The following is a 25,482-nucleotide window of genomic DNA, read 5'->3' on the forward strand; positions in this document are numbered from 1 at the left end:
TGGTGAGTCATATTCGAGCGGAATAGACGATTGTCGGTGGAACCTTGGCCATGAGTTCTGGCTTGAAACTTCCATACTCTGCTTCATATTCCTCGGGATTCTCGTACCCCGGTTCTCGGATTGCTTCGACACTGAACCCAGCGTCATTCAGTAATTGAACCGTTTCTCCAACCCCCCGCGAGTAAACCACCATTTCAGCGTCGAATGAGTCGCTGTATGCTCGACGAGGAGAGTCATCAAAGTAACTCTTCTTGAACTCATGGGATTCTGGGTCAATGATCTTGTAGTACGGATGATCCACGCTAAAAACCAGCGTTCCTCCGTCTCTTAGGACTCGTGCTGCTTCAGAGAAGCAGGCTCCCAGATCCTCAACCCATTGAAATGCGAAAGCTGAGACTGCAAGGTCAAACGTCCCACCAGAGATGTCCGATAAGTCTGTTACACTATTGTGGATGAAGTTGACGTCAACATCGTGCTCCTCGGCGAGTCCCTGAGCATAGCTGAGTTGTTCTTCAGAGATGTCTACACCCGTAACATTCGCTCCCTGCTGAGCAAGAGCAATACCGAACTGAGCACCACCACACCCAAGTTCAACTGTGTCAGTACCCGATACGTTTCCGAGCAGCCCCAAGTCGTCTTCCTCTGAGGCACCCGGACCAAACGCTATTGCAATCGAGTGACCGCCTTCGCTCTGGAACGACTCTGACCAAGCGTTCCACCATGCTCGTGCCTGTTCCTCATCAGGATCTACACCGGCCATAGAATCGTTCGAGAGCCATCGTCGCATATGGTTTCCCATTTGGCAATAATTTCAGGTTCTCGTACAGTCCTTGCGGAGCCGGAGGGCTGGAAGGATAAGTATGAACCGCGACCACAGATCGCCAACTGTGCGATCCAACGGTCAGCGCCGGTTTTCACGTAACGAGGTCACAGCGAGACGAACAGCATAAGCGGAGTGCGGGGGTAGCCGAACCAATGGCAGCCCCGGACGCCACGGCTGCGGACGCCGACAACCCCTACATCGAGGATCCCGACGCGGAGTTTGCACCGGTCGAGGAGTTGAACGAAGAGACGGCGCGCGAGCAGGCCGGACAGCTCCGCGCCGCGCTCCGGTATCACGACCACCGCTACTACGTCGAGAGCGATCCCGTGATCGGCGATCGGACCTACGACGCGCTGTTTTCCCGGTTGGAGGCCCTCGAAGACGCCTTCGACCTCCCGACCGAGAACAGTCCCACACGACGGGTCGGTGGCGAGCCGCTCGACGAACTCCATACTGTGGACCACGTCGCGCCGATGCTCTCGATCGACTCCAGCGGTGACCCCGACGACGTCCGGGAGTTCGACGAGCGGGTTCGACGTGAACTCGCCAGTAGCGGCGGGGGCCAGCGCTCGCTCGCTGATTTCGACAGCGAGGGCGACGAAAGCGACGGGGAGAACGATCCCGCCGACATCACGGTCGAGTACGTCTGCGAACCGAAGTTCGACGGGCTCTCGATCGAAATCGTGTACGAAAACGGCGTGTACGAGCGCGCCGCGACGCGGGGCGATGGGTACGAGGGCGACGACGTGACCGCGAACGTCCGCACGATCGGGTCGGTGCCACAGCGCCTTCGGGGAGATTTTCCCGACTATCTGGCCGTGCGCGGCGAGATCTATATGCCGCGCGAGGCCTTCACCGCCCACAACCGCGAGCGGGTCGAACGCGGCGACGACCCCTTCGCGAACCCCCGAAACGCCGCCGCCGGGACGCTCCGCCAGCTCGACCCGAAGATCACGGCCGAACGCCCGCTCGCGTGTTTCTTTTTCGGGGTTCTCGATGCGAGCTACGCGTTCGACACCCACGAAGAACAGTACGCGAAACTCCCCGAGTGGGGGCTCCGCGTCACCGAACGAGTCGCGGTCGTCGACGGGATCGAAGATGCCATCGAGTACCGCGACCGGCTGGGGGAGGATCGTGAGGGGCTCGACTACGAGATCGACGGGGCCGTGTTCTCGGTCAACGACCTCGCAGCCTGTGAGCGCCTCGGAACGACATCGCGCGCGCCACGATGGGCCTACGCCTACAAGTTTCCCGCTCGGACCGAGGTCACACGAGTCGCCGACATTACGGTGCAGATCGGTCGCACGGGACGGGCAACGCCGGTCGCACTGCTCGAACCCGTCGAAGTCGGCGGAGTGGAAGTCTCGCGCGCGACCCTCCACAACCCGGGTGAGATCGAGGAGCTCGGCGTGAACGTCGGCGACGAGGTGCGCCTCAAGCGCGCGGGCGACGTCATCCCCTACGTCTCGGAGGTCGTCGAGGACGGCGGCGAAGGGACCTTCGCGTTTCCGGATCGCTGTCCGATCTGTGACAGCGCGATCGAGCGCGACGGACCGCTCGCGTTCTGCACGGGGGGTGTCTCCTGTCCCGCCCAGCTCCAGCGCGCGGTCGAGCACTACGCCAGCCGCGAAGGCCTCGACATCGAGGGGCTCGGCGCAGAGCGCGTCGAACAGCTCATCGACGCCGGGCTAGTCGCGTCGCTCCCGGACCTCTACGACCTACGGGTGGCCGATCTCGGCCAGCTCGACGGCTGGGGTGAGACGAGTGCTGCAAACCTCCGTGACGAACTCGACGCCTCGACCGACCCCCCGCTCTCCGACTTCATTACCGCGCTCGGAGTGCCGGAAGTAGGATCGACGACGGCGTCGAACCTCGCGCGCGAGTTCGGCGATCTCGATGCTCTGTTGAGTGCGGACGAGGACGCCCTCCGCGAAGTCCCCGACGTCGGGCCGCGGGTCGCAAGCGAGATCCGGGCGTTCCTCGATAACGAACGGAACCGGGAGACCATCGACGGGCTGCGCAGGCGTGGTGTCGAACCACAGCCGATCGAAGCCGACACGAGCGACGAACTCGACGGGCTGACGTTCGTGTTTACGGGGGGACTCTCGACCATGACCCGGGAGGAGGCAACCGAGCGCGTCGAACGCCACGGCGCGCGGAGTACGGGTAGCGTCTCGTCCAATACGGATTATCTCGTGATCGGCGACGACCCCGGCCAGCGAAAGCGCGACGACGCCGCCGCCGAGGACGTCCCCGAACTCACCGAAGCCGAGTTCGAGACGCTTCTCGCCGAGCAGGGTGTCGAACGCTGACACTGCCCGTTGTTCGGGAAATTCGGACGAGTTCGCTCGGTTTCAGCCCTGTAACACGCCATTACTATCGTATTACGTACCGTTTCACCGCTGAAACAGTCGGCTGGACGGGGCCTGGGACCGGTGACAGCGGACGAACGATCGCCGATCGCCCGGTGGATCGGTAGACGACAGCAACGTCGATGGAACGAAGTCGTAGCGGCACAGACAGCGGGGAATCGCGGTGTTCGGATTCGTGTGGGCGTTTCGCCGGCGACGACGAACGGGGCGTCACACAAACCGTGACGCGATACTCGAACCAGTGTGAAGGACGTCGTCAGCGCAGGGGATCACCGGACACTCGGACGAGTCGGCGTGAAAGGAAGCGCTGCGGAGTGTATTTTCGTATTTTTCATGGTCGAAAATAGCCAACGACCCGTAACGATACGGAACAGTGCGCAACGGCTGGGGTGATTTATGCTCTCCCCGTGTCTCCGTATCGAGTGCCGAAACCATGACAAGCAAACTCGACGCGCTCGGGACACGGCTCCCGTCGAAGCGCGTTCTGGCGGTCGGACTCGTCGCCGCAATGCTGCTGTTCGCCGGCTGTATGGGCGGCAGCGGTGGCGAGAACGGCACGAACGGAAGCAACGCGACGGAAGCAGGCGAAGAGACCACCGCGGCGATGGAAGAGGAAACCACCGCGATGGAAGAGGAGACCGAGATGGAGGAGACTGACATGGAGGAAACCACCGAGATGGAGGGGACCGAAATGGAGGAAACCACCGAGATGATGGGTAACGAGACGGAGATGGACGGTAACATGTCCGGCAACATGACGACCGAGATGGACGGTAACATGTCCGGCAACATGACGACCGAGATGGACGGCAACATGTCGGGCAACATGTCCGGCAACATGACGACGACCGAAGCCTAATCGGCCGACGTCCGTCCACCCACTCGGATACTCCCACACGCGCCGCCGTGGCGCGCGAATTTTTATTAAGCACGACTCGCCAGCGTCTCGCTTCGCGCTCCGGTGGGAGGAGCGCATCGCGGACGCAAAGAGTAATACCGACCGCGTGACGACAACGGACGAGGGATGAGCGATCGCGCACGCGTGATGGTGGGTGTGCTCTGCCTGGTGGTGCTCGTCGGCACCGGCCTTCCGGTCGGCGGACAGTCGGCGTCCGCTGGCGGGATCGGTGACGTGAGCGTGACCGGCAGCGGCGTCGTCACCGGTTCGGCCGCCGGCAACGACTCGAACTACGTCTGGCAGGACGACCCCATCGACGTAAGCGCGACCTTCCAGGACTCGCCCGAATTCACGAACTATCGCGTCTGTCTCGGTTACGAGCGCGCGGACGCACCACCCCAGGAGCTCGTCGACTGCGACCGCAAGCCGCTCTCGCCGGAAACCAACGGCACGAGCGAGTTTACCAACGTCACGTGGCCGTCGAACGTCACCGGCGAGCAGGGACTGGTGGTCGAACTCCAGGGCCTCTCGAATCAGTACAACACGACGCTGCTCGATCGGAAGACGGTCCCGGTGACGGTCATCACCCGGACGGGTGACGTCGACGCGGACGGGCTGTCGAACCAGCAGGAGGTCGAGCAGGGGTACAACCTCTCGAACCCCGACATGGACAGCGACGGCCTGAACGACGGTCCGGAGGTGAACCGGTACGGCACGAACCCCCAGAACCCCGACACCGACGGTGATGGCGTCCGTGACGGCGAGGAGCTGGAAGTCGGCAGTGACCCCTCGGCCACCGACACCGACGGCGACTGGCTCTCGGATGGCACCGAGCTGAATCTCCTTCGTACCAACCCGACGAGCGGGCTGACGCCGATCTGGCTCGTGGGGCTCGTCGTCCTCGTCGGCGGGCTGATCGTCGTCGGCGGGACGCGCTTTCGGCGGTGGTGGCGCGACCGTGACGGGAGGGCGGCCGTCGAAAACGGAGGTCCATCGGACCCGGACGGTGGAGACGGCGTGGCTCCCGACGAACCGGAACCGGAGCCGACACCCGAGCCAGCGCCGGAGCCGCTGACCGACGAGGATCGGGTGCAGGGACTCCTCCGAGAGCATGGCGGACGGATGAAGCAGACACGGATCGTCGAGGAGACCGACTGGTCGAAGGCGAAGGTCAGCCGGCTGCTCTCCTCGATGAACGACGAGGGCACCGTCGAGAAGCTCTCGATCGGTCGCGAGAACATCGTCAGCCTCGACGGCCACGGGCCGGAAGCCGCGCGGTCGCCACACGAGGAACCCCCAGAGGAGAACGCGTCAGACTGAAGCGCGTCACGACCCTTCGTTCACGCGATGGACGGGGCGAGCGTTCGCGAGCGTGCAAACGACCTTCCGCGCGAGCCGGGAGTCTACCAGTTCCGTGACGACGACGCGACGCTCTACGTGGGGAAGGCGGTCGATCTCCGTGCTCGGGTGCGATCGTACGCCGACCCGCGTTCGCGCCGGATCGAACGGATGGTCGAGCGGAGCGTCGAGATCGAGCCGGCGGTGACCGACACCGAGACACAGGCGCTCCTTCTGGAGGCGAACCTGATCAAACGCCACCAGCCGCGGTACAACGTCCGGCTGAAGGACGACAAATCCTACCCCCTCGTGCAGCTCACCGACCACGAGTTCCCCCGGATCGAGATCACCCGCGATCCCGAACCCGGCGCGACGGCGTTCGGTCCCTATACCGAACGCGGCCGGGTCGAGACGGTCGTGAAGGCGCTCCGGGAGACCTACGGAGTCCGTGGCTGTTCGGAGCATAAATTCGCGGGACGGGATCGACCGTGTCTCGACCACGACATCGGCCTCTGCACCGCGCCGTGCACCGGCGAGATCAGTAGGGGAGAGTACATCGGAGACGTCGAATCGGTCGAAGGGTTCTTGGAGGGAAGTACGGGCGTCCTCGCCGATCCACTCCGCCGAGAGATGGACCGCGCCACGGAGGAGCAGAACTTCGAGCGGGCCGCGAACTGTCGTGACAAGCTCGATGTCGTCGAATCGTTTCACGACGGTGGTGGTGCGGCGGTGGCGGCGGCGGCCGACGAGCAGTGGGTCGACGTGCTCGGCGCGGTGATCGAGGGTGATCGTGCGACCGTCGCCCGCCTCCACAGCGAGGACGGCCAGCTCGTCGAGCGCGACCGCCACACGCTCTCGGTGCCCGACGACGACACCGGCGAGATCGGTGGCGTGCTCGCGGCCTTCATCGTCCAGTACTACGCCGAGCGGTCGCTGCCCGACGCGCTCCTGCTGCCCGAACGGTTCGACGACGACGAACTCGACGCGTGGCTCGACAGTGAGGCGGTCGCGGTGCGGGTTCCGGGTGCGGGACGCGAAGCGACCCTCGTGGAACTCGCGCTCAAGAACGCCCGTCGCGGACGGGGGCGGGCGGACGGCACCGCCGCACTCGCCGACGCGCTCGGGCTCGACAGTGCGAACCGGATCGAGGGGTTCGACGTGAGCCACGCACAGGGCCGGGCTGCGGTGGGGAGCGACGTCACCTTTCTCGACGGCGATCCCGAGAAGGCCGACTACCGCCGGAAGAAACTCGACGACGCAAACGACGACTACGCCAACATGTGCGCGCTCGTCGCGTGGCGCGCCCGCCGAGCGGTGGAGGGCCGTGACGAACGCCCGGACCCGGACCTCCTGCTCATCGACGGCGGCGAGGGGCAGTTGAACGCCGCACGCGACGCGCTCTCCGACGTGGGCTGGGACGTGCCGGCGATCGGGCTGGCGAAGGCCGAAGAGCGCGTCGTCACTCCGGATGGCTCGTTCGAGTGGCCCGACGACGCGCCCGAACGCCACCTGCTCCAGCGGGTGCGCGACGAGGCCCACCGGTTCGCGGTTCAGTATCATCAAACCGTCCGTGACGAGGTCTCGACCGTGCTCGACGACGTTCCCGGAGTCGGCCCGCAGACCAGGCGGCGGCTGCTCCGGCGCTTCGGCAGCGTCGACGGGGTGCGTGCGGCCTCCGCCGAGGAGCTGCAGGCGGTCACCGGCGTCGGCGAGAAAACCGCGACGACGCTCCGCGCGCGACTCTGAGGGCGACAGAGAGCCCGGCGCTGGCGGACGAAAGACGACTGCAGGCCGAGAGTAGCACACGAGGACTGTGATCAGTGCAAACCGGCGATAGCTACCGACACCGAACAGTTATCACTCAAACAGTACAACAGCCGACATGAATCGGTTCCGTGCGTGGGTTCTCGCGGCCGTCGTCGGGATCGGCGTCGGGGGCGGGACGTTCGCGTGGCTCGTCAGCGATCTGACTCTCGCTTTCACGCTCGCGCTCGTCTACACCGTTGGGACGCGGCTCTTGGTCGAGTATGGATCCACCATGCCCGGACTGATTTACGGCGACGATTGGCAGGCAGTTCGCTGGAACGGAGCAGCAACTGCATTCGTGATGATCGCTGCGTTCGTTGGGGTGAGTGCGTCCCTTCCCGTCTCGGGCGGGCTGCGACTCGCGCTTGAGTTGCTCGTGCTCGGCGTCGGCTGGACGGGGCTGTTCTTCGGAATCGCGATGGCGCGCGACCAGGCCGCTACAGGCAAGCTGGTGGGTGAAACGGAACCGCCGAACGGAAGCGAGCGCGAGGGCGCTGCCGGCACGGCCGGAGAAAACGCGTGAATTAAAGTTCCGGTTCCGGCGGCACGCCCTCCTCGGGTGGGACGCCGTCCTCGGTCGCGAGATCGAACTCGGTGCGGATTTCCCGTACTCGGTCGCGGATGTCGGCCGCGAGCTCGAATTCGAGGTTCTCGGCCGCCTCGTTCATCCGGTCTTCGAGGTCCTCGATCAGTTCCGCAGCCGCGTCGGCGTCGTCGGGTTCGAGGTCCGCCGTCCCGCCAGTGTCAGTCTTCGATCCCGGCAGGTTGGTCTCGCCGACCTCCTTCTCGATGGTCCGGGGCTCGAAGCCGTGCTCGTCGTTGTACTCCTGCTGGATCTCTCGGCGGCGCTGGGTTTCGTCGATGGCGGACTGCATCGAATCGGTCACGTCGTCGGCGTAGAGCACGACCTCGCCGGCGACGTTTCTGGCGGCCCGCCCCATCGTCTGGACGAGAGTGGTCTCCGAGCGGAGGAACCCCTCTTGGTCGGCGTCGAGGATCGCCACTAAGGATACTTCAGGGATGTCGAGGCCCTCTCGGAGGAGGTTGATCCCCACGAGCACGTCGAACTCCCCGAGCCGGAGACCGCGAACGAGCTCGTGGCGTTCGAGGGTGTCGGTCTCGTCGTGCATGTACTCGACCGCGACGCCCGACTCTTCGAGGTACTCGGTGAGGTCCTCGGCCATCCGCTTGGTGAGCGTGGTGACGAGGATGCGTTCGTCGCGCTCGACGCGGTCGTCGATCCGGTCGAGGAGGTCGTCGATCTGGCCGTCGACCGGCGATATCTCGACGCTGGGGTCGACGAGGTGGGTGGGGCGGACGATCTGTTCGACGATCTGGTCCGAGTGTTCGCGCTCGTACTCGCTGGGCGTCGCGCTCACATAGAGGGTCTGGCCCGTGCGTTCTTCGAACTCTGGATAGCGCAACGGGCGGTTGTCGTAGGCCGTCGGGAGGCGGAAGCCGTTGCCGACTAAGGAGTCCTTTCTGGATTTGTCGCCCGCGAACTGACCCCGGATCTGGGGCACGGTCTGGTGGGACTCGTCGAGTACGGTGAGGAAGTCCTCGGGGAAGTAATCGAGGAGTGTCGAGGGCGCGTCGCCGGGCTCGCGGTTGGAGAGATGGACGGAATAATTCTCGATCCCGGAGCAGTAGCCGGTCTCTTCGAGCATTTCGAGGTCGAAGGTGGTGCGCTCCTCGATGCGCTGGGCCGCCACGAGGTCGCCCTGGCGCTCGAAGTAGGAGACGCGTTCGTCCAGCAGGTCCTCGATCTCGCCGATGGCGTTTTCGAGGCGGTCCTCGGGGATCGAGTAGTGTTCGGCAGGGTGGACGAGCGAGGCTGGCTCTTCGCCTTTGACGTCGCCTTCGAGGGGGTCGAGCTTGGTGAGGCGATCGATCTCGTCGCCCCAAAACTCCACCCGGACGGCGTACCGGCCGTACATCGGGAAGATCTCGACGGTGTCGCCCCGTACTCGGAAGGTGCCCTGCGTGAAGTCGACGTCGTTGCGCTCGTAGTTCAGATCGACGAGTCGGCCGAGGAGTTCGTCGCGATCGATCGTCTGGCCCACTTCGAGGCGGAGGCTCATCTCCTCGTAGTTCGCGGGGTCACCGAGGCCGTAGATGGCGGAGACGGAGGCGACCACGATCACGTCGTCGCGAGTCAGGAGGGATCGGGTCGCGGAGTGGCGGAGTCGGTCGATCTCGTCGTTGATCGAGGCGTCCTTCTCGATGTACTTGTCGGTCTGCTCGACGTACGCTTCGGGCTGGTAGTAATCGTAATAAGAGACGAAATACTCGACGGCGTTGTCGGGGAAGAGATTCCGAAACTCCTCGTAGAGCTGGGCCGCGAGGGTTTTGTTGTGGGCGATCACGAGGGTGGGTTTCTGGATCTCCTCGATCGTCCACGAGACGGTGTTCGTTTTCCCGGAGCCCGTGACCCCGAGCAAGGTCTGTTCGTCCATCCCGTTCTCGAACCCCTCGGCGAGCTGTGCGATGGCGTCGGGCTGGTCGCCCGCGGGATCGAACGGCGCGTCCACCCGAAACGGACGGTCCTTCCCGGGACGGTCGGGCTGGAGCGGGCCGGACTGGGTGTCACTCATTGAACGATGGAGGGGCCGAAGCCACTTGACGCGCTCGCTCGGGGCGAATGATCCCTCGTTCGGTGTCGTCGACTATCGACGTGTCCAGTGCAGCCGCTGTCGATGGAATCGTGACGGGTGGCGTGCTCCGCGGCCGCCGGCCGGCGGTCGCGGTGGCGGGGCGGAGCGGTGTGGGGTGGGACGGTGGCAGGCGGTGGCGGTCCTGGTGGATGAAGGGCGAGGCCGCGAGTGAAACGAGCGGTCGAGGGCTTCGGCGGTGCTGTGCGGTTGTGGTCGCGGAGAGCGCCAGCAGTTCTACCGCGAGCGAGCGTCGAGCGGCGCTACGCGCCGCTGACCGTTCGAGCGGGCCCTCGGCCCGCGAGAAGACAGCGAGTGAGCGGGTGTTTTTGGTCCAGATTTTTGCGAGGACCCTGAGCGCGCGAAGCGCGCGAACGGGGGAAGTAAAAAGGTGGGTCGAAGCGTTTTAACCCGTGCCGCGGGTGATGCACGGTGTTATGGTGAAAGTCAGCGTGGTCGGCGCGGCGGGAACGGTCGGTGCGGCCGCAGGGTACAACATCGCGCTGCGTGGCATCGCCGACGAACTCGTGTTCGTCGATATCCCGGATCAGGAGGACACCACGATCGGCCAGGCGGCCGACGTCAACCACGGCGTGGCCTACGACACGAACACCACCGTTCGCCAGGGCACCTACGAGGACACCGCCGGCTCGGACGTGGTGGTCATCACCGCGGGAATCCCACGCCAACCGGGCCAGACCCGGCTCGATCTCGGCGAGGACAACGCGCCGATCATGGAGGACATCGGCTCGTCGCTCGCCGAACACAACGACGAGTTCGTCTCGGTCACGACCTCGAACCCGGTGGACCTCCTGAATCGCCACCTCTACGAGACCGGCGATCGGCCCAGAGAGCACGTGATCGGATTCGGTGGGCGGCTCGACTCCGCGCGCTTTCGGTACGTGCTCGGAGAGCGCTTCGACACCCAGGTCGGCAACGTCGAGGCGTCGATCATCGGCGAGCACGGCGACGCCCAGGTGCCCGTGTTCTCGAAGGTGCGCGTCGACGGCCGTGATCCCGACTTTTCGGACGACGAGCGCACGGACATCTTGGAGAGTCTCCAGGAGAGCGCGATGAACGTCATCGAGCGCAAGGGCGCGACCCAGTGGGGGCCGGCGACCGGCGTGGGCCACGTGGTCGAATCGATTCTTCGGGATACTGGCGCTGTGATTCCGGGCTCGCTCGTGCTCGACGGCGAGTACGGTCACGACGACGTGGGGCTGGGGGTCCCGCTGAAGCTCACGAGCGACGGAGCCGAGGTCGTCGACTGGGACCTCTCGGAGTACGAGCGCGAACAGCTCGGTCAGGCGGCCGACAAGCTCGCCGACCAGTACGAGACGATCAGCTAACCGAGGCAGTCAACCAGATCCGTTCTTTCGTTCTTCCGAACGCGGGCCGCTTTTGATCGTCCGTCGCCTACCGTTTCCCGTGGAGGTACACGTTCGGTACGAGGGCGACGACGATCCCGACAAATGCACCGCCCGGAAGCTCGCGCGCTTCGATCTCGCCGAACTCCACCGATCGGCGCGCGCGACGCCGCCCGGCGTGGTGTTGAACCCTCACGCCGAGCGCGCGCTCTCGCCCGCCGATCGCACGGAGCGGGTGATCGCGCTCGATTGCTCGTGGGAGACCGCCCGCGAGGAGCAGTTTACGATCCGGGGGAAGCATCGTGCGCTCCCCTTTCTCGTCGCGGCGAACCCCGTGAACTACGGCACGCCGTTTCAACTCACGACGGTCGAGGCGCTCGCGGGCGCATGCTGTATCCTCGGCGATCGCGAGCACGCCGAGCGGCTGCTCGCGAAGTTCCGATGGGGGCACACCTTCCTCGAACTCAACGACGAACCGCTCCGGCGGTACGCCGACTGTGAGGATTCGAGTGGGGTCGTCGCGGTTCAAGAGGAGTACCTCGCGGCGGAGTGAACGCGGCCCACACTCTCGCTGTGGAATGAGCGTGACTCACAACCGTTAAACCCGCCGCGTGCCAGCCTCGTCCATGGCACGATTCGAGCAGGCGGAAGAACGCATTCTCGCGAAGCAGATCTGCATGCGGTGTAACGCGCGCAACGCTACCCGAGCCAAGAACTGTCGAAAATGCGGCTACGGCAACCTCCGACGGAAGGCACGCGAGCGCCGGAGCGCCTGAAATCGGGTTTCGCGACGATTCCGGTGTTACGGTGAGTTCGTCGTTTCTTCAGGAGTCGTCGTCACCCAGCCACGTATCGGGCACGTCGATGACGTACTGGCCGTCCTCCTGTAGGGCAATGATGCGCTCCTCGCGGTTGTAGAGCTCCATCAGGTTGAGCTCGTACTGGCCCGGTTCGAGGATCTTGATGCTCTCGAACTGATCGTTGAGCTCTCGCCGGAGCGACGCCATCTCCGAGTCGTCGGACTCGGTCGGATCAGTCTGCTCGGAACGAACTTCGTCATCCCCCATCGTTTCAGGTGGAGAATCGTCGTGATCCGACGAGGAGTCGGTGGCTGGTCCAGCGTCGGTTCCGTCGCTGGTTTCGGTCGTGGACGCCGATGGAGCCGTGTCCTCGGGCGGGGACGACTCCGTGTCGGTTGCGGATGACTCGGGCTCAGTTGGAGACGGTTCGGAACCGGATGAATCTGGAGACGAAGATAGCGTTGCTGACGTGTCGCTGGCTGTTGTTCCGGGTTCGGTGGAGGAGTCCGATTCACTGGAATGATCCGACTCAGTCGACGGATCCGAATCGCTCCGGGTGTCGCGTGCATCGCTCGCGGGCCGAAACTGAAACTTGTTCCCGCCACAGTCCGGACAGCCGGACAGCATCTCCTTCGAGCCGTCGGGAAAGACGTGACCGCACTCCGTACACTGGTGGGGCATTAGAAACGAAGGGGTGCGATCATGCTCTCATCGGCGGGTGACGAGCGTGCTGATCAGGGTTTCGTCTTTGTGGAGCGTTTCGAGTCGGTTGGCCGGTCCGATGACGGTGAGCTTGGTGCGTGATTCCCGACCGAACAGCCGATCGAAGAACCCACCGGTTTGCTGCTGTTCCGTGCCCGGATACGTCTCGATCTCGATACCGGTGAACTCGTCGGGACTGATCTCGGTCATCGTCACTTCGATGAGCTTCGACTCCTCGTCGGGATCGAGGCCCTCCTCCAGAATAACGATGTTTCCCTCGTGGACGCCATCGAGGATCAGCCGGATCTTCTCCATGCTCGTCAGTCCGTCCATCCGTTCGCCGCTGATCATGTCGATCTGGACGCCGCTCCCGTCCCCAGTGTTGCCGCCATCGTTTTCGGCGTCGACGTCGGTGTCGGCATCGTTGCCCCCACCGTCGCCGTCAGTGCCGGGATCGTCGTGTGCTTCGGACATCAGCCGAAGTACTCCGCGATCTTGTCGTACACCTCGTCCATGTTGTCACCTTCGAGCGCCGAGAGCGGCACCGTCTCGTGCTGGGGGAAAGCGTTGTTGATGCGCTGGACGCTCGCCTCGTCGAGGTCGATCTTGTTGGCGAAGATCAGTACAGGAAGATCCTGGCTCTCGATGATCCCCACCAGCATCGTGTTAACTTGGGTGAAGGGATCTTCGGCCGCGTCGAGTACGTAGATCACGCCGTCGACGTCCTCGCGGAGCCAGTGCATCGCCTCCGCGACGCCTTCGGTCGCCTCGCGCGACCGGCGAACGGCGTCGTCCTCCTCCATATCGTGTTCGAGGAACTCGGTGTAGTCGACCTTCGTCGCTACCCCGGGAGTGTCCACGATATCGATCGAGACGGACTTCCCGTTGCGCTCGATCTCGATGTCCTCCTTCCGGCGGGCGCGCCTGGTTTCGTGGGGAATGTGACTCTCCGGGCCGACCGCGTCGCCGGTCCAGTCGCGCGCGATCCGGTTCGCGAGCGTCGTCTTGCCGGCGTTCGGTGGTCCGTAGATCCCGATTCGGCGCTGCTGCTCACCCCCCGCAAAGAGGCTCGATGTCATCCGTGCAATGCTGTTTCTGAGTCCCGTAAGCAGTCCCATCCTGATATCTCACCCCTCGCGAGCCGGACGAATCGTGAACGGACAGCATCGGCGCATACACTTAAAACCACGTCAGACGCGTATCAGACTTGCTATTCGACGAGAGACCGAGGGACTCGTCGTTCACGACGATCGGACAGAGCGTGCTGCTACAACCCACGTGCGGTTCAGCAGTCAATCTACTGACTAGATCGTCGTGACAAAACAGGTTTTGTTTTCGGAGTGGGTTTCTATCGGTCTTGGAAGTGGGCGACCCCCACCCCTTCGTTTCGGGTGGAAAGAGGCAAAGGACCGGATGTGAAATGAGATCCACCGCTGAGGAGATACGGACAACGGACGAACGATAGGATCGAAGAGGTAGTTCTGCAGGTGTCTATATAGATGTAGGCGGGTGAAACCGGTAGAGTGTTCGAATAACTGACAGCCTAGACGTCTAGTGTTCTAGTCGTTGTAACGAACTTCATCTTTCTCAACCCCTCGGGTGTAGTTCGTATTCATCTGTATTAAATCCACCTCTTTCTAGGTGGATGCTGAGTCCCTCCACCCCTTATTCTCGCGCTCCACCTGAAACGAAGGGGTGGGGGTGTTGGCCAACTCGCCATCCACCAAGTCGCACGAATCGACCAACCGTTTGATGAAAAGGGATCGAGTCGTGGGGTGAACCGTACAGCCTCAGGTGACGGAAACGCTCTCGACGTTGTTCGTGGATCCAACACGAATCGGTTGGTACGATAGAAACATCGCTACTATCGGCCACTATCGTTTCGTGCAACAGCACATCTTGTGGAACGTTGACCTCTTTGACCGGCCGAACTCCAGCAACCAAAAAGACTAATGTACTCCCCACCTCTGGTTCCGCTGGACCACTCACGTGCGGGCTGGCAGTGCTTTGGCTGCTCAGGCCGGTCGAAACGGCTTCTATCGGTGGAAAACGTCACTCTCCGGCGGCGCGTGACGTTTCCTCCATCCGAAAGAAGGGGGTGAGCCGAGGCCGAACATGGGAGGAAACGACACCACGCCGAACGATCGCGACGAGGGGGACGCCGAAGATAGCGCTCCGTCCGCCGATACCGGGATCGATCTCGATGAGCTCTCGATCGACGATCTCGACGGTGACCCGTCCGATCTAGCCGATTCGGCTGATCCATCGAACTCGACTGATTCGCCCGATTCGACCGATTCGACCGATTCGACCGATTCGACCCGGACAGCGAACGCAGACGAGTCCGCGGCGGTCGATCCCTCGGAGTCCGACACTCCTCAAGGGGGGCTGTTCGACGACCTCCTCAGCGGCGAGCCTATCTTCGAGAACAAGGACGTGCTCCGGCCTTCGTACACGCCCGATCAGCTCCCCCATCGTCAGGATCAGATCAACGATATGGCGACCATCCTCGTCGGCGCGCTCCGTGGGGAGACTCCCTCGAACATCCTGATCTACGGCAAGACTGGGACCGGGAAGACCGCGAGCGCGAAGTTCGTGAGCAACGAGCTCGAAACCACCTCCCAGAAGTACGACGTGCCCTGCGAGGTCGAGTACATCAACTGTGAGGTCACTGACACCCAGTACCGCGTGCTCGCCCAGCTCGCGAACACGTTCATCGAAGCCAACGAGCGCTACATCGAATCACGCCTCGCCAGCCTCCGTGGGCTGAAAGAGCGCGCGACCGGCGGCCAGGCAACCCTCGATGACACCACCGACGAGAGTACCGACACCACTGAGAGTACCGACATCGCCGAAGGTACTGACGCTGTCGAGAGCACTGACACTGCCGGGAACGTCGAGGAAACCGGGGAAACCGGGGAAACCGAGGATGCAGCGAACGCCGACGGCGACGAAAGCGCTCATTTCGCCGACGAAGCTGACTTCGACTCGATCGCCGCGGTCGAGAACCGAATCGATGAACTCGAAGCCGATCTCGACGCGTTCGAACCCGTCCCGATGACGGGCTGGCCGACCGATCGCGTCTACTCGACCTTCTTCGACGCGGTCGATTACCACGAACGGGTCGTGGTCATCATGCTCGACGAGATCGACAAGCTCGTCGAGAAATCCGGCGACGACACCCTCTACAACCTCTCGCGGATGAACTCCGAGCTCGACAACTCACGGGTGTCGATCATGGGGATCTCGAACGATCTCAAGTTCACCGAGTTCCTCGATCCTCGCGTCAAATCGAGTCTCGGCGAGGAGGAGATCGTCTTCCCGCCCTACGACGCGACACAGCTTCGAGACATCCTCGCTGCGCGCGCGGACATCGCCTTCGAACCCGACTCCCTCACTGAGGACGTCATCCCGCTCTGTGCGGCGTTCGCCGCCCAGGAACACGGCGATGCCCGGCGCGCGCTCGACCTCCTCCGAACGGCGGGCGAACTCGCAGAACGGGGCCAGACCGAGCGCGTCGGCGAGGATCACGTCAGGCAGGCCCAGGAGAAAATCGAGATCGATCGTGTCGTCGAAGTCGTCCGCACGCTCCCCACACAGTCGAAAGTCGTCCTGTTCGCGGTGATCCTCCTCGAACGCAACGGCGCACAGAACATCAACACCGGCGAGGTGTACAACATCTACCGCCGACTCTGCGACGAGATCGACGCCGACGTCCTCACTCAGCGCCGCGTCACCGACCTCATCTCCGAACTCGACATGCTCGGGATCGTCAACGCGGTGGTCGTCTCGAAGGGTCGATACGGTCGCACCAAAGAGATGAACCTCTCAGTGCCGATCGACGAAACGGAAGCCGTTCTCACCAGCGACTCACGACTCGGTGACATCGAGGACGTCCAGCCGTTCGTCCAGGCGCGCTTCGACAGCTAGTTCGCCGACGCGGCAGTCCCGATCAAACGATCATCGCGCAGCCTGGAATATTCCGACGCCAGCGAGCGCACCGACGATCGGGAAACCGGCCGCCGCTGCCGTCGTTGCTGTCGTTGCCGTTTCTGCGAGCGCACTCGCGCCCGTGCTCACCATCCCGAACAGCAGTCGGATCTCGCCGAGCCACGGGATACGGAACTCCGCAGTGCCGGTGATCCACGACGGCTTGACCGGCGCGCTGATCGGTCCCATGAACCCACCACCCACCTGATCGTACTGTCCGTTGTTGTCGCCTTTCGTGATGAAGCCATCGTGTGGTGCCGGACAGTTGGTCAACGCCTCGCAGCTCCCCGCACCGCCGAGATACTCTCGATTGGCCTTGTCGTACCAGTTCTCGCCGTCGTTCACCCAGAAGTGAGCGCGATGGATGATCGGTGTCACGTCCGCGTTGCCGTCCCGTTCGTACACGATGACGTCGCCGTACTTGTTGAACTCCTTGTAGCCCGCCTGCTCCCCAGCACGGTAGCCGACTACACCCGTCCCGGCCTGTGCCGCCCCGCCGGCGAAGCGGTGTTCTTCCATCACGAACACGAGATCGCCGGTTTTGAGGTTCGGCGTCATACTCGGACTCTCGATCGCGACCATCGGCGGCCACAGTCCGCTGACGGCGAACAGGAGGAGACCGATGGCCGCCACGATCGCGAGGCTCGACGCCACCTCCCGGACGAACGCCACCGCCTCGTGGTCGGTCGTCGCGAGCCACCGCGCACGCGCGATCACCCCTCCTTCGTCTCCACTCCCGTCCCCTTCCTCACCATTCCCTCCGTGTCTTCGTTCGCCTCCGTGCTCGCGTTTACCGTCCGCTCCGCGTTCTGTTTCACCGTCGTCGGCGGCGGTCTCCCAACCGTCTTGATCTGACCACGAATCGGAGCCGTCGCCGGAACCCATTGCCCTCTGTATTCCCGGCGGTCGCTTCAACTTTGTCTTCCATACTCATCCATCATGGACCATCCCGTCGGTCGCGAACCGTCCACGGCGGTTTCGCCGACGACCGTTTCCGTCCGCTACGCTTTTGCTCCGTCCGGCGAAACCCTTCCCCGTGCCGCGTCCGACGCCGGTCCGGGTCGTGAGCGAACTCGCCAGCCGGGGCTACAACGCCGAGCGCGAGGCCGTGACGCTCCTTGCGCGCGCGGACGATCCCGACCGCGCGATCGAGCGGGCGACCGAGACCGTCTCGGACGACACGCTCATCCTCTCGGCCGAGGACGTCGAGACCGCTGTCGCAGCCCTCGAATCCTCGGATCCTCCCGCTGATCCGGATAATACACCCGATACGTCGACTGCCAACCCCTCTGTTTCGAGTGGAACTCTCTCACATGGAACTGACGGAACGACCGACTCTCCAGTCGAAACGAAGGGGTCGACTGGTGGGACAGTAGAAGGAGAAAAGGAGACGATCGAGCGCTCGGCCGACCCGGAACTGCGCTCGCTCGACGTGCAGGGAGACATCACCGGTCGGAGCACCGGAACGGGCGAGTACGCCGACTTCGTCGCGACCTTCCGGGATCGGTACGAGCGCCTCTCGGGTCTCCTGCGCTCGCGGGTCAACCACCGGCCGACCGAGGCGGTCGACGCGATGGCCGGCGGGAGCGACGCCGCGATCGTGGGGATGATCGCCGACATCCGCTCGACTGCGAACGGCCACTGGCTAGTCGAGCTCGAAGACACCACCGGAACGTTTCCCTGTCTCGTTCTCAAAGACCGCGAGATCGCGAGCGTCGTCGACGAACTCCTGCTCGACGAGCTCGTCGCAGTCGAGGGAACGCTCGCGGGCGACGGCGGCATCCTGTTCGTCGACGAACTCCATTTCCCCGACGTTCCTCGGACCTATCGCCCCTCGACCGCCGACCGCCACGTCCGTGCGGCCCTCATTTCGGACGTCCACGTCGGCAGCCAGGAGTTCGCGGCCGACGCGTGGTCGGCGTTCGCCGACTGGCTCCACACCGAGGACGCGGCGGCGGTCGAGTACCTCCTCGTCGCGGGCGACATGGTCGAGGGGGTGGGTGTCTACCCGAACCAGGACGAGGAGCTCGACATCGTCGACATCTACGAGCAGTACGAGGCCTTCTCCGAACGGCTGAAGGAGGTGCCCGGTGACATGGAGATCCTCCTCACCCCGGGCAACCACGACGCCGTCCGGCTCGCCGAGCCCCAGCCAGGCTTCGACGAGGAGCTCCGGGAGATCATGAGTGTCCACGACGCGCACTTTTCGGGCAATCCCTCGACGGTCACGATCGAAGGCGTCACAATCTTGATGTACCACGGCGTCAGCCTCGACGAAGTGATCGCCGAACTCCCCGAGGAGAAGGCCAACTACGACGAACCCCACAAGGCGATGTACCAACTCCTGAAAAAGCGCCACATCGCCCCCCAGTACGGCGGTCACACCCGGCTTGCCCCCGAAGAACGCGACTACCTCGTGATCGAGGAGATCCCCGACGTCTTCCACACCGGCCACGTCCACAAACTCGGCTACGGCAAGTACCACAACGTGCTCGCGATCAACTCGGGCTGCTGGCAGGAACAGACCAGCTTCCAGAAAAGCGTCAACATCGATCCTGACGTGGGCTACGCGCCGATCCTCGATCTCGATACGCTCGACCTGACGATCCAGAAGTTCTGAGCCGTGGCCAGTACCGAGACGCCACCGCAGCCCCATCTCGACTTTCGCCTCGATAGATACGACGACGATGGCTTCTTCGGCGTGCTGTGTTCGATGGACGAGCCGACTGACGACTCTGTGTCAGAGTGACGATTCCGTATCAGTCGGTCGGCGTTTCGCTCGGAACGCTACCGCCCTCGCCGGGGTCATCGACCCAGACGCCGGACGTGAGGTCGAGAGCGTCGTTCCATTTCCCGACGACCGTACTCACCGCCAGATCCCCGACGACGTTGTTCATCGTGCGGAGACGATCGAGCAGGGGATCGATCCCTGCGATCATCGCAATGACTTCGAGCGGGAGGCCGACCTGCGTCAACACGGCGGTCATCATCACGAGGCTCGCGCTCGGAACGCCCGCAGTGCCGATACTGGCGAGGAGGGCGGTGGCCAGAATCGAGAACTGCTGGCCGAGCGTCAGCGACACGCCGGCGATGTTCGCCGCGAAGACGGCGACGATACCGAGATACATCGCCGTTCCGTCCATGTTGATGGTGGCACCGAGCGGCAACGAAAAGCTGTACACTCCGTCGTCGACACGGAGGTTCTCGTCGGCGTTGGACATCGAGACGGGGAGTGTTCCACTGGACGAACGGATGCTGAGCGCCGTCACCATTGCTTCCTTGATACCGCGGAGAAATGCGAGCGGCGACGCACCGACCAACCCGCGGATGATGACGAGGAGGTAGACGATCGATATCTGGAGGCCGATGGCGAGGGCGAGGCTGAACGCCAGCAGAGCGTACGCTCTGAGGGCCTCCAGTCCGATTTCGCCGAACAGCGACGCCATCAAGGCGAACACGCCGATCACACCGTACTCCATGATGCCCCAGACGACCTTGAACATCACTTCCGCACCCGCTTCGGCCGTCTCGAACAGCGTGTCGATGCCGTTCCGAACGGAGGAATCCGGTTCGGCCTCCGCTCTCACCATCGTCATCCCGAGACCGAACACCAAGGTAAAGAAGATGATGGCGAGGATGTTCCCTTCTGCCATCGCGGAGATCGGATTCGACGGGACGATACTGAACAGCTGTTCGCCGAGCGGCGGCGCTTGCTCTGTGTTCACGCTACCGCTCGTGAGCGTCACGCTCGACCCGGGTTCGATGAGGTTGCTCACGCCCAACCCGAGAGCGATGGCGATAGCTGTCGTGGCGAAATAGAGGAGCACGACCTGTCCGCCGATCTTTCCGAGGTTTGCTGGGGACAGCTCTCGGGCTGCCATCAGCAGTGTGAAAATGATGATCGGAATGATTATCATTTCGAGAAGTCGAACGAACAGGTCACCGAGCGGCTGGAGGCGCTGGGCCGGTGACCCGACCGCAAGTCCGACGATCGAACCGAGGACGAACGCGACGGCGATGCGATACACGATCGGTATCGACCGATATCGTCGCCACGCTCGCTGCAGATGGTTCGTCACCCCGAATCATACTCCTAAATATAACAAAAATACTTCGATCGAGTGTGTTGCACGACAACTCCCATGACTCTGAAACGCATACGTGATTTCTTGCAACAAATTCAGGATATGGGAGACATTCTGAGAAACCCTTTCAGTCGCTCCGACGAAGCCCGTCGACGAGCGTCATGTACTCCCGAGTGAGCCTGTTCAACTCTCGGGGATCGATCTCGGCCGTAGTGAACAGTAGTTCCCGATCGGCGGTGGCAGCGTCGACGATGTCGATCCAGTGCTGGTCCAACACCGAGCCGCTGGCCGACCGATGGCGGCGCTTTTTCTGGATGATCTGTATTCCTTGGGGGTTCTCGAACCCGTCCAGTTGCTGAGTTGGCTCCAACACCTCTTCGTCGCTCCACACCATCTCCTCCGGCGTCTGTAGGTCGCTCTGTTCCAAACCGATCCATCCCCAATGACCTGGAAATTCGCCTTCGTTCATGATGAGTCGCTTCAGTGCCGACCCGTAGCGCTCACGGGCACTTGGTTGATCCGGCCGTCGTTCGCTTGGTTGATCCGGCCGTCGTTCCTTTTGTCGATCCGACTGCCGTCCGCCTCGCCCTCGTGATATCGAGCCCGGCGAACTACGGTTCGAGTCGAAATCGGACGGTCGGCGCGCCCTCGAACCGTGGTCCGGAGCCGGCGCGCTCGAAGCCAGCGGCCGCCGCGGCGCGCTGGAGTTCGTCCCGCGACTCCTCGACCAGGAGCTCGGCGGCCATCCCTTCGACACGTGCAAACCGCGCCGGCTCGTCGAGCAGTCGTGCCGCCACTTCGGTGGTGCCGTCGAGCTGGGTCACGTGAACGGTGTCGCGGCGGGCGTCGAAACTGACGAACCCGACGATCTCGCTGCCTTCGTCGGCGACCCGAACCGTCCGGTCGTGGACGAGGTTCCGCATCGTATCGGCCGGCGCATCCGCCAGCGTGGCCAGGCGTCCGGCGTCGGCCTCGACGGCCTCGCGCACCTCCATACTCCGCCCTGGGCTGGGAGACGTAAACCTCACTCGCCCGTGTTGGTCGATTCCGGACTCCCGCCCGCGCCAACGCGTGGGATGGAAGCAGTTATCCCCAGCCAGAACTACCCGCCGATCATGTGCCAATCTCGCACGAAGCCGACTGACTGCCACGAGGGATGTCGATGCGCGTCGTAGCCAAGTTCGGGGGGACGAGCCTCGGCAGCGGCGACCGGGTGAACCGTGCGGCCGACTCGGTGGCCGCCGCGGTCGAGGCCGGCCACGAGATCGCGGTCGTGGTCAGCGCGATGGGCTCCACGACGGATTTCCTCCTCCGGGAGATCCAGTTCGACGCCGACGAGGCCGACAGGGCCGAGATCGTGAGCATGGGCGAGCGCACCTCCGCACGGATGGTGAAGGCCGCCCTCGCCGCCCGCGGGGTCGACGCGGTGTTCCTCGAACCAGGTAGCGACGACTGGCCGGTGGTCACCGACTCGCGCGGCGAGGTCGACGTCGAGGAGACCACCCGTCGCGCCCAGGCTCTCGCGGACCAACTGGGCGGCGTCGTTCCGGTCATCGCTGGCTTCCTCGCGGAAGACCGCGCGGGCTCGGTCACCACCCTCGGCCGCGGCGGGAGTGACACCTCCGCGGTGATGCTCGGCAACTACATGGACGCCGACGAGGTCGTGATCGTTACTGATGTGGAGGGCGTGATGACCGGCGATCCCCGTGTCGTCGAGGGGGCGAGAAACGTCGGGAAGATCAGCGTCGACGAACTCAGAAACCTCTCCTTCCGCGGCGCGGAGGTGATCGCGCCGAGCGCGCTCAACTACAAGGACGCCGAACTGGGTGTCCGGGTGGTCCACTACCAGCACGGCGATCTCCTCCAGGGCGGGACGAACATCGAGGGCACTTTCGAGACCCTGATCGACCTCCAGGAGACGCCGCTCGCGTGTCTCACGGTCGCGGGCCGCGCGATCCGCAATCGGCAGGGGATCATGACCCAGCTCTCGGGCGCGCTCGCCGAAGCCGACATCAACATCGACGCAGTGGCGAGCGGGCTCGATTCGATCACCTTCTACGTCTACACCGACGACGCCGCCACGGCCGAGACCGTCCTCCACGAGACCGTGATCGAGGAGGGCGCGCTGTCGAGCGTGACCGTCGGCGAGGAGAGTGCGGCGATCCGCGTCACCGGTGGCGACCTCCCGACCCATACCGGCATCGTCCACGAGATGACCGCGTCGCTCGCCGATCGACACATCACGGCCAACGACGTGATCACGAGCGCGACCTCGGTCGCGGTGTTCGTCGACTGGGACGACCGTGAGGACACGCTGTCGGCCATCCAGGAGACGTTCAGCGTCCCTTCCTGAGCCGCGTCCCGATCTCCTCGGGCAACCCTGATTCCGTCACCGCGCGCTCGACGCGCTCGATTTCGTACCCGACCCGGCGTTCCTCCACAGTCAGTTCGTCGAGATCGAGAATCGCGTAGGCCGCCCGCGGATCGCCGTCGCGGGGCTGGCCGACGCTGCCCGGGTTCATGACGATCCCCGCGTCGTAGGTTTCGTGGTGTTGGACGTGTGTGTGGCCCAGCACGAGCACGTCCTCGTCGTCGAGTAGCTCAGCCCCGAACAGATCGGGATACGTGTAGCGGTCGGGATCGTCGGGATGGCCGTGGACGATCTTCACCTGGCCATCGAACACGGTGCGCTCGTCGGGCAGCGAGTCGAGCCAGTCCTGCTGGTCGTCGATGAGCGCTTCGCGCGCGTATTCGACGCCCGCGCGGGCCATTCCGTTGAACGCGAACGCGGTTCCGCTCGCCACCGCGCGGTCGTGGTTCCCCATCACGGTGGGGATCTCGCGCTCGCGCACCCGATCGACGCAGTCGCCGGGCCACGGGTTGTACCCGACCACGTCGCCCGCACAGACCAGCCCATCGACCGGCGGCATGTCCTCGAACACCGCGTCGAGCGCCACCCGGTTCGCGTGGATATCGGAGACGACACCGACCTGCATACTGCGACCGTTGACCCCCAGCGACTTCAAACGCGGCTCTCGGTACCGATCACCCGTCGCCGTTCTCGATGGCGGTCGCGAACCCCGCTTCAGCGCGTGCGACGCCGGCCGCACAGACCCGGTGTTCGAACTCGCACTCGTAGACCGCTCGCGCCGCCGCTGTGGCGCGCGCCGTCGCAGCCTCCGCATCGTCCTCGGTTCCGCCGGCATCCGCAGCATCGAACGCCACCGCCTCCGGCCGATCCTTCTCGTAGGTCGCCACCAGCGTCGGCTCGGTGACTTCTTCGACGGTGATCCCGTCTCGGCGGACGATCCCGATGTAGCTCCCGCCGTCGACCGCCCCGCTGGATGCCCGTCCGTCCGCCGACCCACCGACGATCCCGGCGATCCGTGGGGTGTCGTAGTCGTCCTTCTCGAAGTCGAGCGCGAGCAAGGCGAGACAGAGCGCGTCGCGCGGTGGGTAGCCCCGGGCGAGTTTCTCGGCGATCGGATCGACGTGCGAGCCGTTGCCGAGCACGGCTCCGCGGTCGGTCGAGCGCACGCAGTTGTACGAGACGTAGGGGTTGTCGGTCTCGTCGGCCGCGGCGGTCGGAACCACGGTGAGGCTGCCGTCGCGGTCGACGATCTTCCGGTCGGGGAACGACCGCGAGGAGACCCGATACGCGCCGATGTCGGGACCGACGACGACGAACCGTCCGACGTACATACCCGCCCTCCACGCCTCGTCCGGAAGTACACATCGGTCCATGAGGATCGATAACTCGGCCGAGACCGGGCGGGCCTTGCGAACCGGGCGCTCCGGTGAGTACGGTTCTCGCTGTTCTCGATATGGCCGCACGTTCATTGCCGATCACGAAGCAGACGATCCATGCGAACGACCGAGACCGAATGCCTCGACGCACTGCAGCGTGCGGCCGAACGACTCGGTGAGTCGCCGACGAAAGCGGCGTACGAGGAGCTCGGACTGACGCCCGCTTCGGCAACGATCATCCGGGTCATGAACGGATGGAACACGGCGAAAGCAGCAGCCGGGCTCGAAACGTACGTTTCCACGGGATCACGAGCCGGACCGAAACCCGACGACGTGACGCTGCCGAAGAACGTCACGTGGGCGAGTCTCTCCGTCGATCAACGATGGCACTATCGGAACGTCGACTGGAACACGGAGCGGACGCTCGACAGACGAGCCGAACTCCGTGCGTGGGCCCACGAGTACAAACGAGCAGACGGCGGGTGTGTCCGCTGCGTCGAGGACGATCCCGCGTGTCTCGACTTCCATCACACCGACACGGAACGAAAGGAAATGACGATCAGCAGCATGATATCGTACGGCTACTCGAAGGAACGACTCTTGGCGGAGATCGAAAAGTGCGAGATACTCTGTGCGAACTGCCACCGCAAACGGCACTACACGATCCCCGATCCGGTTTCAGCACGAGACGCTTCCAACAGGGATAAGTAGAGACGATTCCAACGGGTGATTGCAGTCCTGTGGTGTAGTGGCCAATCATGTGAGCTTCTGGGGCTCACGACGGAGGTTCGAATCCTCCCAGGACTATCACACTTTTCGCACGATCCAACCGGATAGCATCGGTTCCACGATCTACCACGTGGTGGGCCCTGCTGGCTCCGGATGATCTCTTTTGTTTATCGA

General features: G+C 63.9%; 23 protein-coding genes and 1 tRNA gene. 13 read left to right on the forward strand and 11 right to left on the reverse strand.

Going from position 1 to position 25,482, the window contains the following annotated elements:
* Positions 1–7 precede the first annotated feature (7 nt).
* A complete protein-coding gene (locus tag C450_RS03395) occupies positions 8–760 on the reverse strand; it encodes a class I SAM-dependent methyltransferase (RefSeq protein ID WP_005040028.1) in 753 nt (250 codons plus the stop codon).
* A 215-nt stretch (positions 761–975) separates the two neighbouring features.
* Between C450_RS03395 and ligA the strand changes: the two genes are divergently transcribed.
* From ligA to C450_RS03420, 5 genes are all read left to right on the forward strand, one after another.
* Positions 976–3,135 carry an NAD-dependent DNA ligase LigA gene (gene ligA / locus C450_RS03400; protein ID WP_005040030.1) on the forward strand — a complete coding sequence of 720 codons (2,160 nt, stop codon included), beginning with the start codon at positions 976–978 and terminating at the stop codon, positions 3,133–3,135.
* 493 nt (positions 3,136–3,628) lie between these two features.
* A complete protein-coding gene (locus C450_RS03405) occupies positions 3,629–4,054 on the forward strand; it encodes a hypothetical protein (RefSeq protein WP_005040032.1) in 426 nt (141 codons plus the stop codon).
* 165 nt (positions 4,055–4,219) lie between these two features.
* Entirely contained in the window at positions 4,220–5,413 is a 1,194-nt protein-coding gene (locus C450_RS03410; protein WP_005040034.1) for a helix-turn-helix transcriptional regulator, read from the forward strand.
* 27 nt (positions 5,414–5,440) lie between these two features.
* Positions 5,441–7,177: an excinuclease ABC subunit C gene (locus C450_RS03415; protein ID WP_005040036.1), complete on the forward strand. Its 1,737-nt coding sequence runs from the start codon at positions 5,441–5,443 to the stop codon at positions 7,175–7,177.
* Between the two features lie 136 nt (positions 7,178–7,313).
* The gene (locus C450_RS03420) at positions 7,314–7,760 is read left to right on the forward strand and encodes a hypothetical protein (RefSeq protein ID WP_005040039.1); all 447 of its coding nucleotides are present in this window, start codon (positions 7,314–7,316) and stop codon (positions 7,758–7,760) included.
* 1 nt (position 7,761) lies between these two features.
* Here C450_RS03420 and uvrB read toward each other — a convergent pair whose 3' ends face one another.
* A complete protein-coding gene (uvrB, locus tag C450_RS03425) occupies positions 7,762–9,831 on the reverse strand; it encodes an excinuclease ABC subunit UvrB (protein WP_005040041.1) in 2,070 nt (689 codons plus the stop codon).
* A 494-nt stretch (positions 9,832–10,325) separates the two neighbouring features.
* Here uvrB and mdh point away from each other — a divergent pair, with 494 nt between their 5' ends.
* From mdh to C450_RS20535, 3 genes are all read left to right on the forward strand, one after another.
* The gene (mdh, locus tag C450_RS03435; RefSeq protein ID WP_005040044.1) at positions 10,326–11,237 is read left to right on the forward strand and encodes a malate dehydrogenase; all 912 of its coding nucleotides are present in this window, start codon (positions 10,326–10,328) and stop codon (positions 11,235–11,237) included.
* 79 nt (positions 11,238–11,316) lie between these two features.
* Complete coding sequence (locus C450_RS03440) at positions 11,317–11,808, forward strand: DUF367 family protein (RefSeq protein ID WP_005040047.1); 492 nt, start codon at positions 11,317–11,319, stop codon at positions 11,806–11,808.
* Positions 11,809–11,881: 73 nt separating this feature from the next.
* Positions 11,882–12,031 (forward strand): 50S ribosomal protein L40e, encoded by a 150-nt coding sequence (locus C450_RS20535; RefSeq protein ID WP_005040050.1) that lies wholly within the window; start codon positions 11,882–11,884, stop codon positions 12,029–12,031.
* 48 nt (positions 12,032–12,079) lie between these two features.
* Here C450_RS20535 and C450_RS03445 read toward each other — a convergent pair whose 3' ends face one another.
* Genes C450_RS03445 through C450_RS03455 form a run of 3 tightly spaced genes read right to left on the reverse strand, consistent with a single transcriptional unit; the run spans position 12,080 to position 13,875 of the window.
* On the reverse strand, positions 12,080–12,736 hold the full coding sequence (locus C450_RS03445; protein ID WP_005040051.1) for an OapC/ArvC family zinc-ribbon domain-containing protein: 657 nt from the start codon (positions 12,734–12,736) through the stop codon (positions 12,080–12,082).
* A 27-nt stretch (positions 12,737–12,763) separates the two neighbouring features.
* On the reverse strand, positions 12,764–13,231 hold the full coding sequence (locus C450_RS03450; protein ID WP_005040053.1) for a DUF2073 domain-containing protein: 468 nt from the start codon (positions 13,229–13,231) through the stop codon (positions 12,764–12,766).
* The gene (locus C450_RS03455) at positions 13,231–13,875 is read right to left on the reverse strand and encodes an Era-like GTP-binding protein (protein WP_005040055.1); all 645 of its coding nucleotides are present in this window, start codon (positions 13,873–13,875) and stop codon (positions 13,231–13,233) included. The genes C450_RS03450 and C450_RS03455 overlap by 1 nt, the downstream gene beginning before the upstream one ends.
* 997 nt (positions 13,876–14,872) lie before the next feature.
* Between C450_RS03455 and C450_RS03460 the strand changes: the two genes are divergently transcribed.
* Entirely contained in the window at positions 14,873–16,687 is a 1,815-nt protein-coding gene (locus C450_RS03460; RefSeq protein WP_005040057.1) for a Cdc6/Cdc18 family protein, read from the forward strand.
* Between the two features lie 30 nt (positions 16,688–16,717).
* Here C450_RS03460 and C450_RS03465 read toward each other — a convergent pair whose 3' ends face one another.
* The gene (locus C450_RS03465) at positions 16,718–17,632 is read right to left on the reverse strand and encodes a S26 family signal peptidase (protein WP_005040060.1); all 915 of its coding nucleotides are present in this window, start codon (positions 17,630–17,632) and stop codon (positions 16,718–16,720) included.
* 151 nt (positions 17,633–17,783) lie between these two features.
* Between C450_RS03465 and C450_RS03470 the strand changes: the two genes are divergently transcribed.
* On the forward strand, positions 17,784–19,367 hold the full coding sequence (locus tag C450_RS03470; RefSeq protein ID WP_005040062.1) for a DNA-directed DNA polymerase II small subunit: 1,584 nt from the start codon (positions 17,784–17,786) through the stop codon (positions 19,365–19,367).
* Positions 19,368–19,506: 139 nt separating this feature from the next.
* On the opposite strand, the gene C450_RS03475 is transcribed toward C450_RS03470, so the two are convergent.
* The 3 genes from C450_RS03475 to C450_RS03485 form a co-directional block, all read right to left on the reverse strand.
* Positions 19,507–20,775, reverse strand: coding sequence for a dicarboxylate/amino acid:cation symporter (locus C450_RS03475; RefSeq protein WP_005040063.1), 1,269 nt, complete (start codon positions 20,773–20,775; stop codon positions 19,507–19,509).
* A 184-nt stretch (positions 20,776–20,959) separates the two neighbouring features.
* The gene (locus tag C450_RS03480) at positions 20,960–21,259 is read right to left on the reverse strand and encodes a hypothetical protein (protein ID WP_241430245.1); all 300 of its coding nucleotides are present in this window, start codon (positions 21,257–21,259) and stop codon (positions 20,960–20,962) included.
* Positions 21,260–21,443: 184 nt separating this feature from the next.
* Complete coding sequence (locus C450_RS03485) at positions 21,444–21,827, reverse strand: hypothetical protein (RefSeq protein WP_005040067.1); 384 nt, start codon at positions 21,825–21,827, stop codon at positions 21,444–21,446.
* Positions 21,828–21,994: 167 nt separating this feature from the next.
* Here C450_RS03485 and C450_RS03490 point away from each other — a divergent pair, with 167 nt between their 5' ends.
* Positions 21,995–23,185, forward strand: coding sequence for an aspartate kinase (locus C450_RS03490; RefSeq protein ID WP_005040070.1), 1,191 nt, complete (start codon positions 21,995–21,997; stop codon positions 23,183–23,185).
* On the opposite strand, the gene C450_RS03495 is transcribed toward C450_RS03490, so the two are convergent.
* Both C450_RS03495 and C450_RS03500 read right to left on the reverse strand, forming a co-directional pair.
* Positions 23,169–23,828, reverse strand: a complete 660-nt coding sequence (locus C450_RS03495; RefSeq protein ID WP_005040072.1) for a metallophosphoesterase family protein — start codon at positions 23,826–23,828, stop codon at positions 23,169–23,171. The genes C450_RS03490 and C450_RS03495 overlap by 17 nt on opposite strands.
* A 49-nt stretch (positions 23,829–23,877) precedes the next feature.
* Positions 23,878–24,534, reverse strand: a complete 657-nt coding sequence (locus tag C450_RS03500) for an IMP cyclohydrolase (RefSeq protein ID WP_049909807.1) — start codon at positions 24,532–24,534, stop codon at positions 23,878–23,880.
* Positions 24,535–24,696: 162 nt separating this feature from the next.
* Here C450_RS03500 and C450_RS03505 point away from each other — a divergent pair, with 162 nt between their 5' ends.
* Positions 24,697–25,290 carry a homing endonuclease associated repeat-containing protein gene (locus C450_RS03505; RefSeq protein ID WP_005040077.1) on the forward strand — a complete coding sequence of 198 codons (594 nt, stop codon included), beginning with the start codon at positions 24,697–24,699 and terminating at the stop codon, positions 25,288–25,290.
* Between the two features lie 23 nt (positions 25,291–25,313).
* Positions 25,314–25,386 (forward strand) — tRNA-Gln (locus tag C450_RS03510).
* Positions 25,387–25,482 lie beyond the last annotated feature (96 nt).

Origin of the sequence: Halococcus salifodinae DSM 8989 (genome assembly GCF_000336935.1) — an archaeon.
GTDB classification, from domain to species: Archaea; Halobacteriota; Halobacteria; order Halobacteriales; family Halococcaceae; genus Halococcus; species Halococcus salifodinae.

What these genes read in the sequence shown, in the direction of transcription:
- C450_RS03395 (WP_005040028.1), bottom strand. Translation starts at nt 760, where the DNA reads ATGGCCGGTGTAGATCCTGATGAGGAACAGGCACGAGCATGGTGGAAC.
- ligA (WP_005040030.1), top strand. Translation starts at nt 976, where the DNA reads ATGGCAGCCCCGGACGCCACGGCTGCGGACGCCGACAACCCCTACATC.
- C450_RS03405 (WP_005040032.1), top strand. Translation starts at nt 3,629, where the DNA reads ATGACAAGCAAACTCGACGCGCTCGGGACACGGCTCCCGTCGAAGCGC.
- C450_RS03410 (WP_005040034.1), top strand. Translation starts at nt 4,220, where the DNA reads ATGAGCGATCGCGCACGCGTGATGGTGGGTGTGCTCTGCCTGGTGGTG.
- C450_RS03415 (WP_005040036.1), top strand. Translation starts at nt 5,441, where the DNA reads ATGGACGGGGCGAGCGTTCGCGAGCGTGCAAACGACCTTCCGCGCGAG.
- C450_RS03420 (WP_005040039.1), top strand. Translation starts at nt 7,314, where the DNA reads ATGAATCGGTTCCGTGCGTGGGTTCTCGCGGCCGTCGTCGGGATCGGC.
- uvrB (WP_005040041.1), bottom strand. Translation starts at nt 9,831, where the DNA reads ATGAGTGACACCCAGTCCGGCCCGCTCCAGCCCGACCGTCCCGGGAAG.
- mdh (WP_005040044.1), top strand. Translation starts at nt 10,326, where the DNA reads ATGGTGAAAGTCAGCGTGGTCGGCGCGGCGGGAACGGTCGGTGCGGCC.
- C450_RS20535 (WP_005040050.1), top strand. Translation starts at nt 11,882, where the DNA reads ATGGCACGATTCGAGCAGGCGGAAGAACGCATTCTCGCGAAGCAGATC.
- C450_RS03445 (WP_005040051.1), bottom strand. Translation starts at nt 12,736, where the DNA reads ATGCCCCACCAGTGTACGGAGTGCGGTCACGTCTTTCCCGACGGCTCG.
- C450_RS03450 (WP_005040053.1), bottom strand. Translation starts at nt 13,231, where the DNA reads ATGTCCGAAGCACACGACGATCCCGGCACTGACGGCGACGGTGGGGGC.
- C450_RS03455 (WP_005040055.1), bottom strand. Translation starts at nt 13,875, where the DNA reads ATGGGACTGCTTACGGGACTCAGAAACAGCATTGCACGGATGACATCG.
- C450_RS03460 (WP_005040057.1), top strand. Translation starts at nt 14,873, where the DNA reads ATGGGAGGAAACGACACCACGCCGAACGATCGCGACGAGGGGGACGCC.
- C450_RS03465 (WP_005040060.1), bottom strand. Translation starts at nt 17,632, where the DNA reads ATGGGTTCCGGCGACGGCTCCGATTCGTGGTCAGATCAAGACGGTTGG.
- C450_RS03485 (WP_005040067.1), bottom strand. Translation starts at nt 21,827, where the DNA reads ATGGAGGTGCGCGAGGCCGTCGAGGCCGACGCCGGACGCCTGGCCACG.
- C450_RS03490 (WP_005040070.1), top strand. Translation starts at nt 21,995, where the DNA reads ATGCGCGTCGTAGCCAAGTTCGGGGGGACGAGCCTCGGCAGCGGCGAC.
- C450_RS03495 (WP_005040072.1), bottom strand. Translation starts at nt 23,828, where the DNA reads ATGCAGGTCGGTGTCGTCTCCGATATCCACGCGAACCGGGTGGCGCTC.
- C450_RS03500 (WP_049909807.1), bottom strand. Translation starts at nt 24,534, where the DNA reads ATGTACGTCGGACGGTTCGTCGTCGTCGGTCCCGACATCGGCGCGTAT.
- C450_RS03505 (WP_005040077.1), top strand. Translation starts at nt 24,697, where the DNA reads ATGCGAACGACCGAGACCGAATGCCTCGACGCACTGCAGCGTGCGGCC.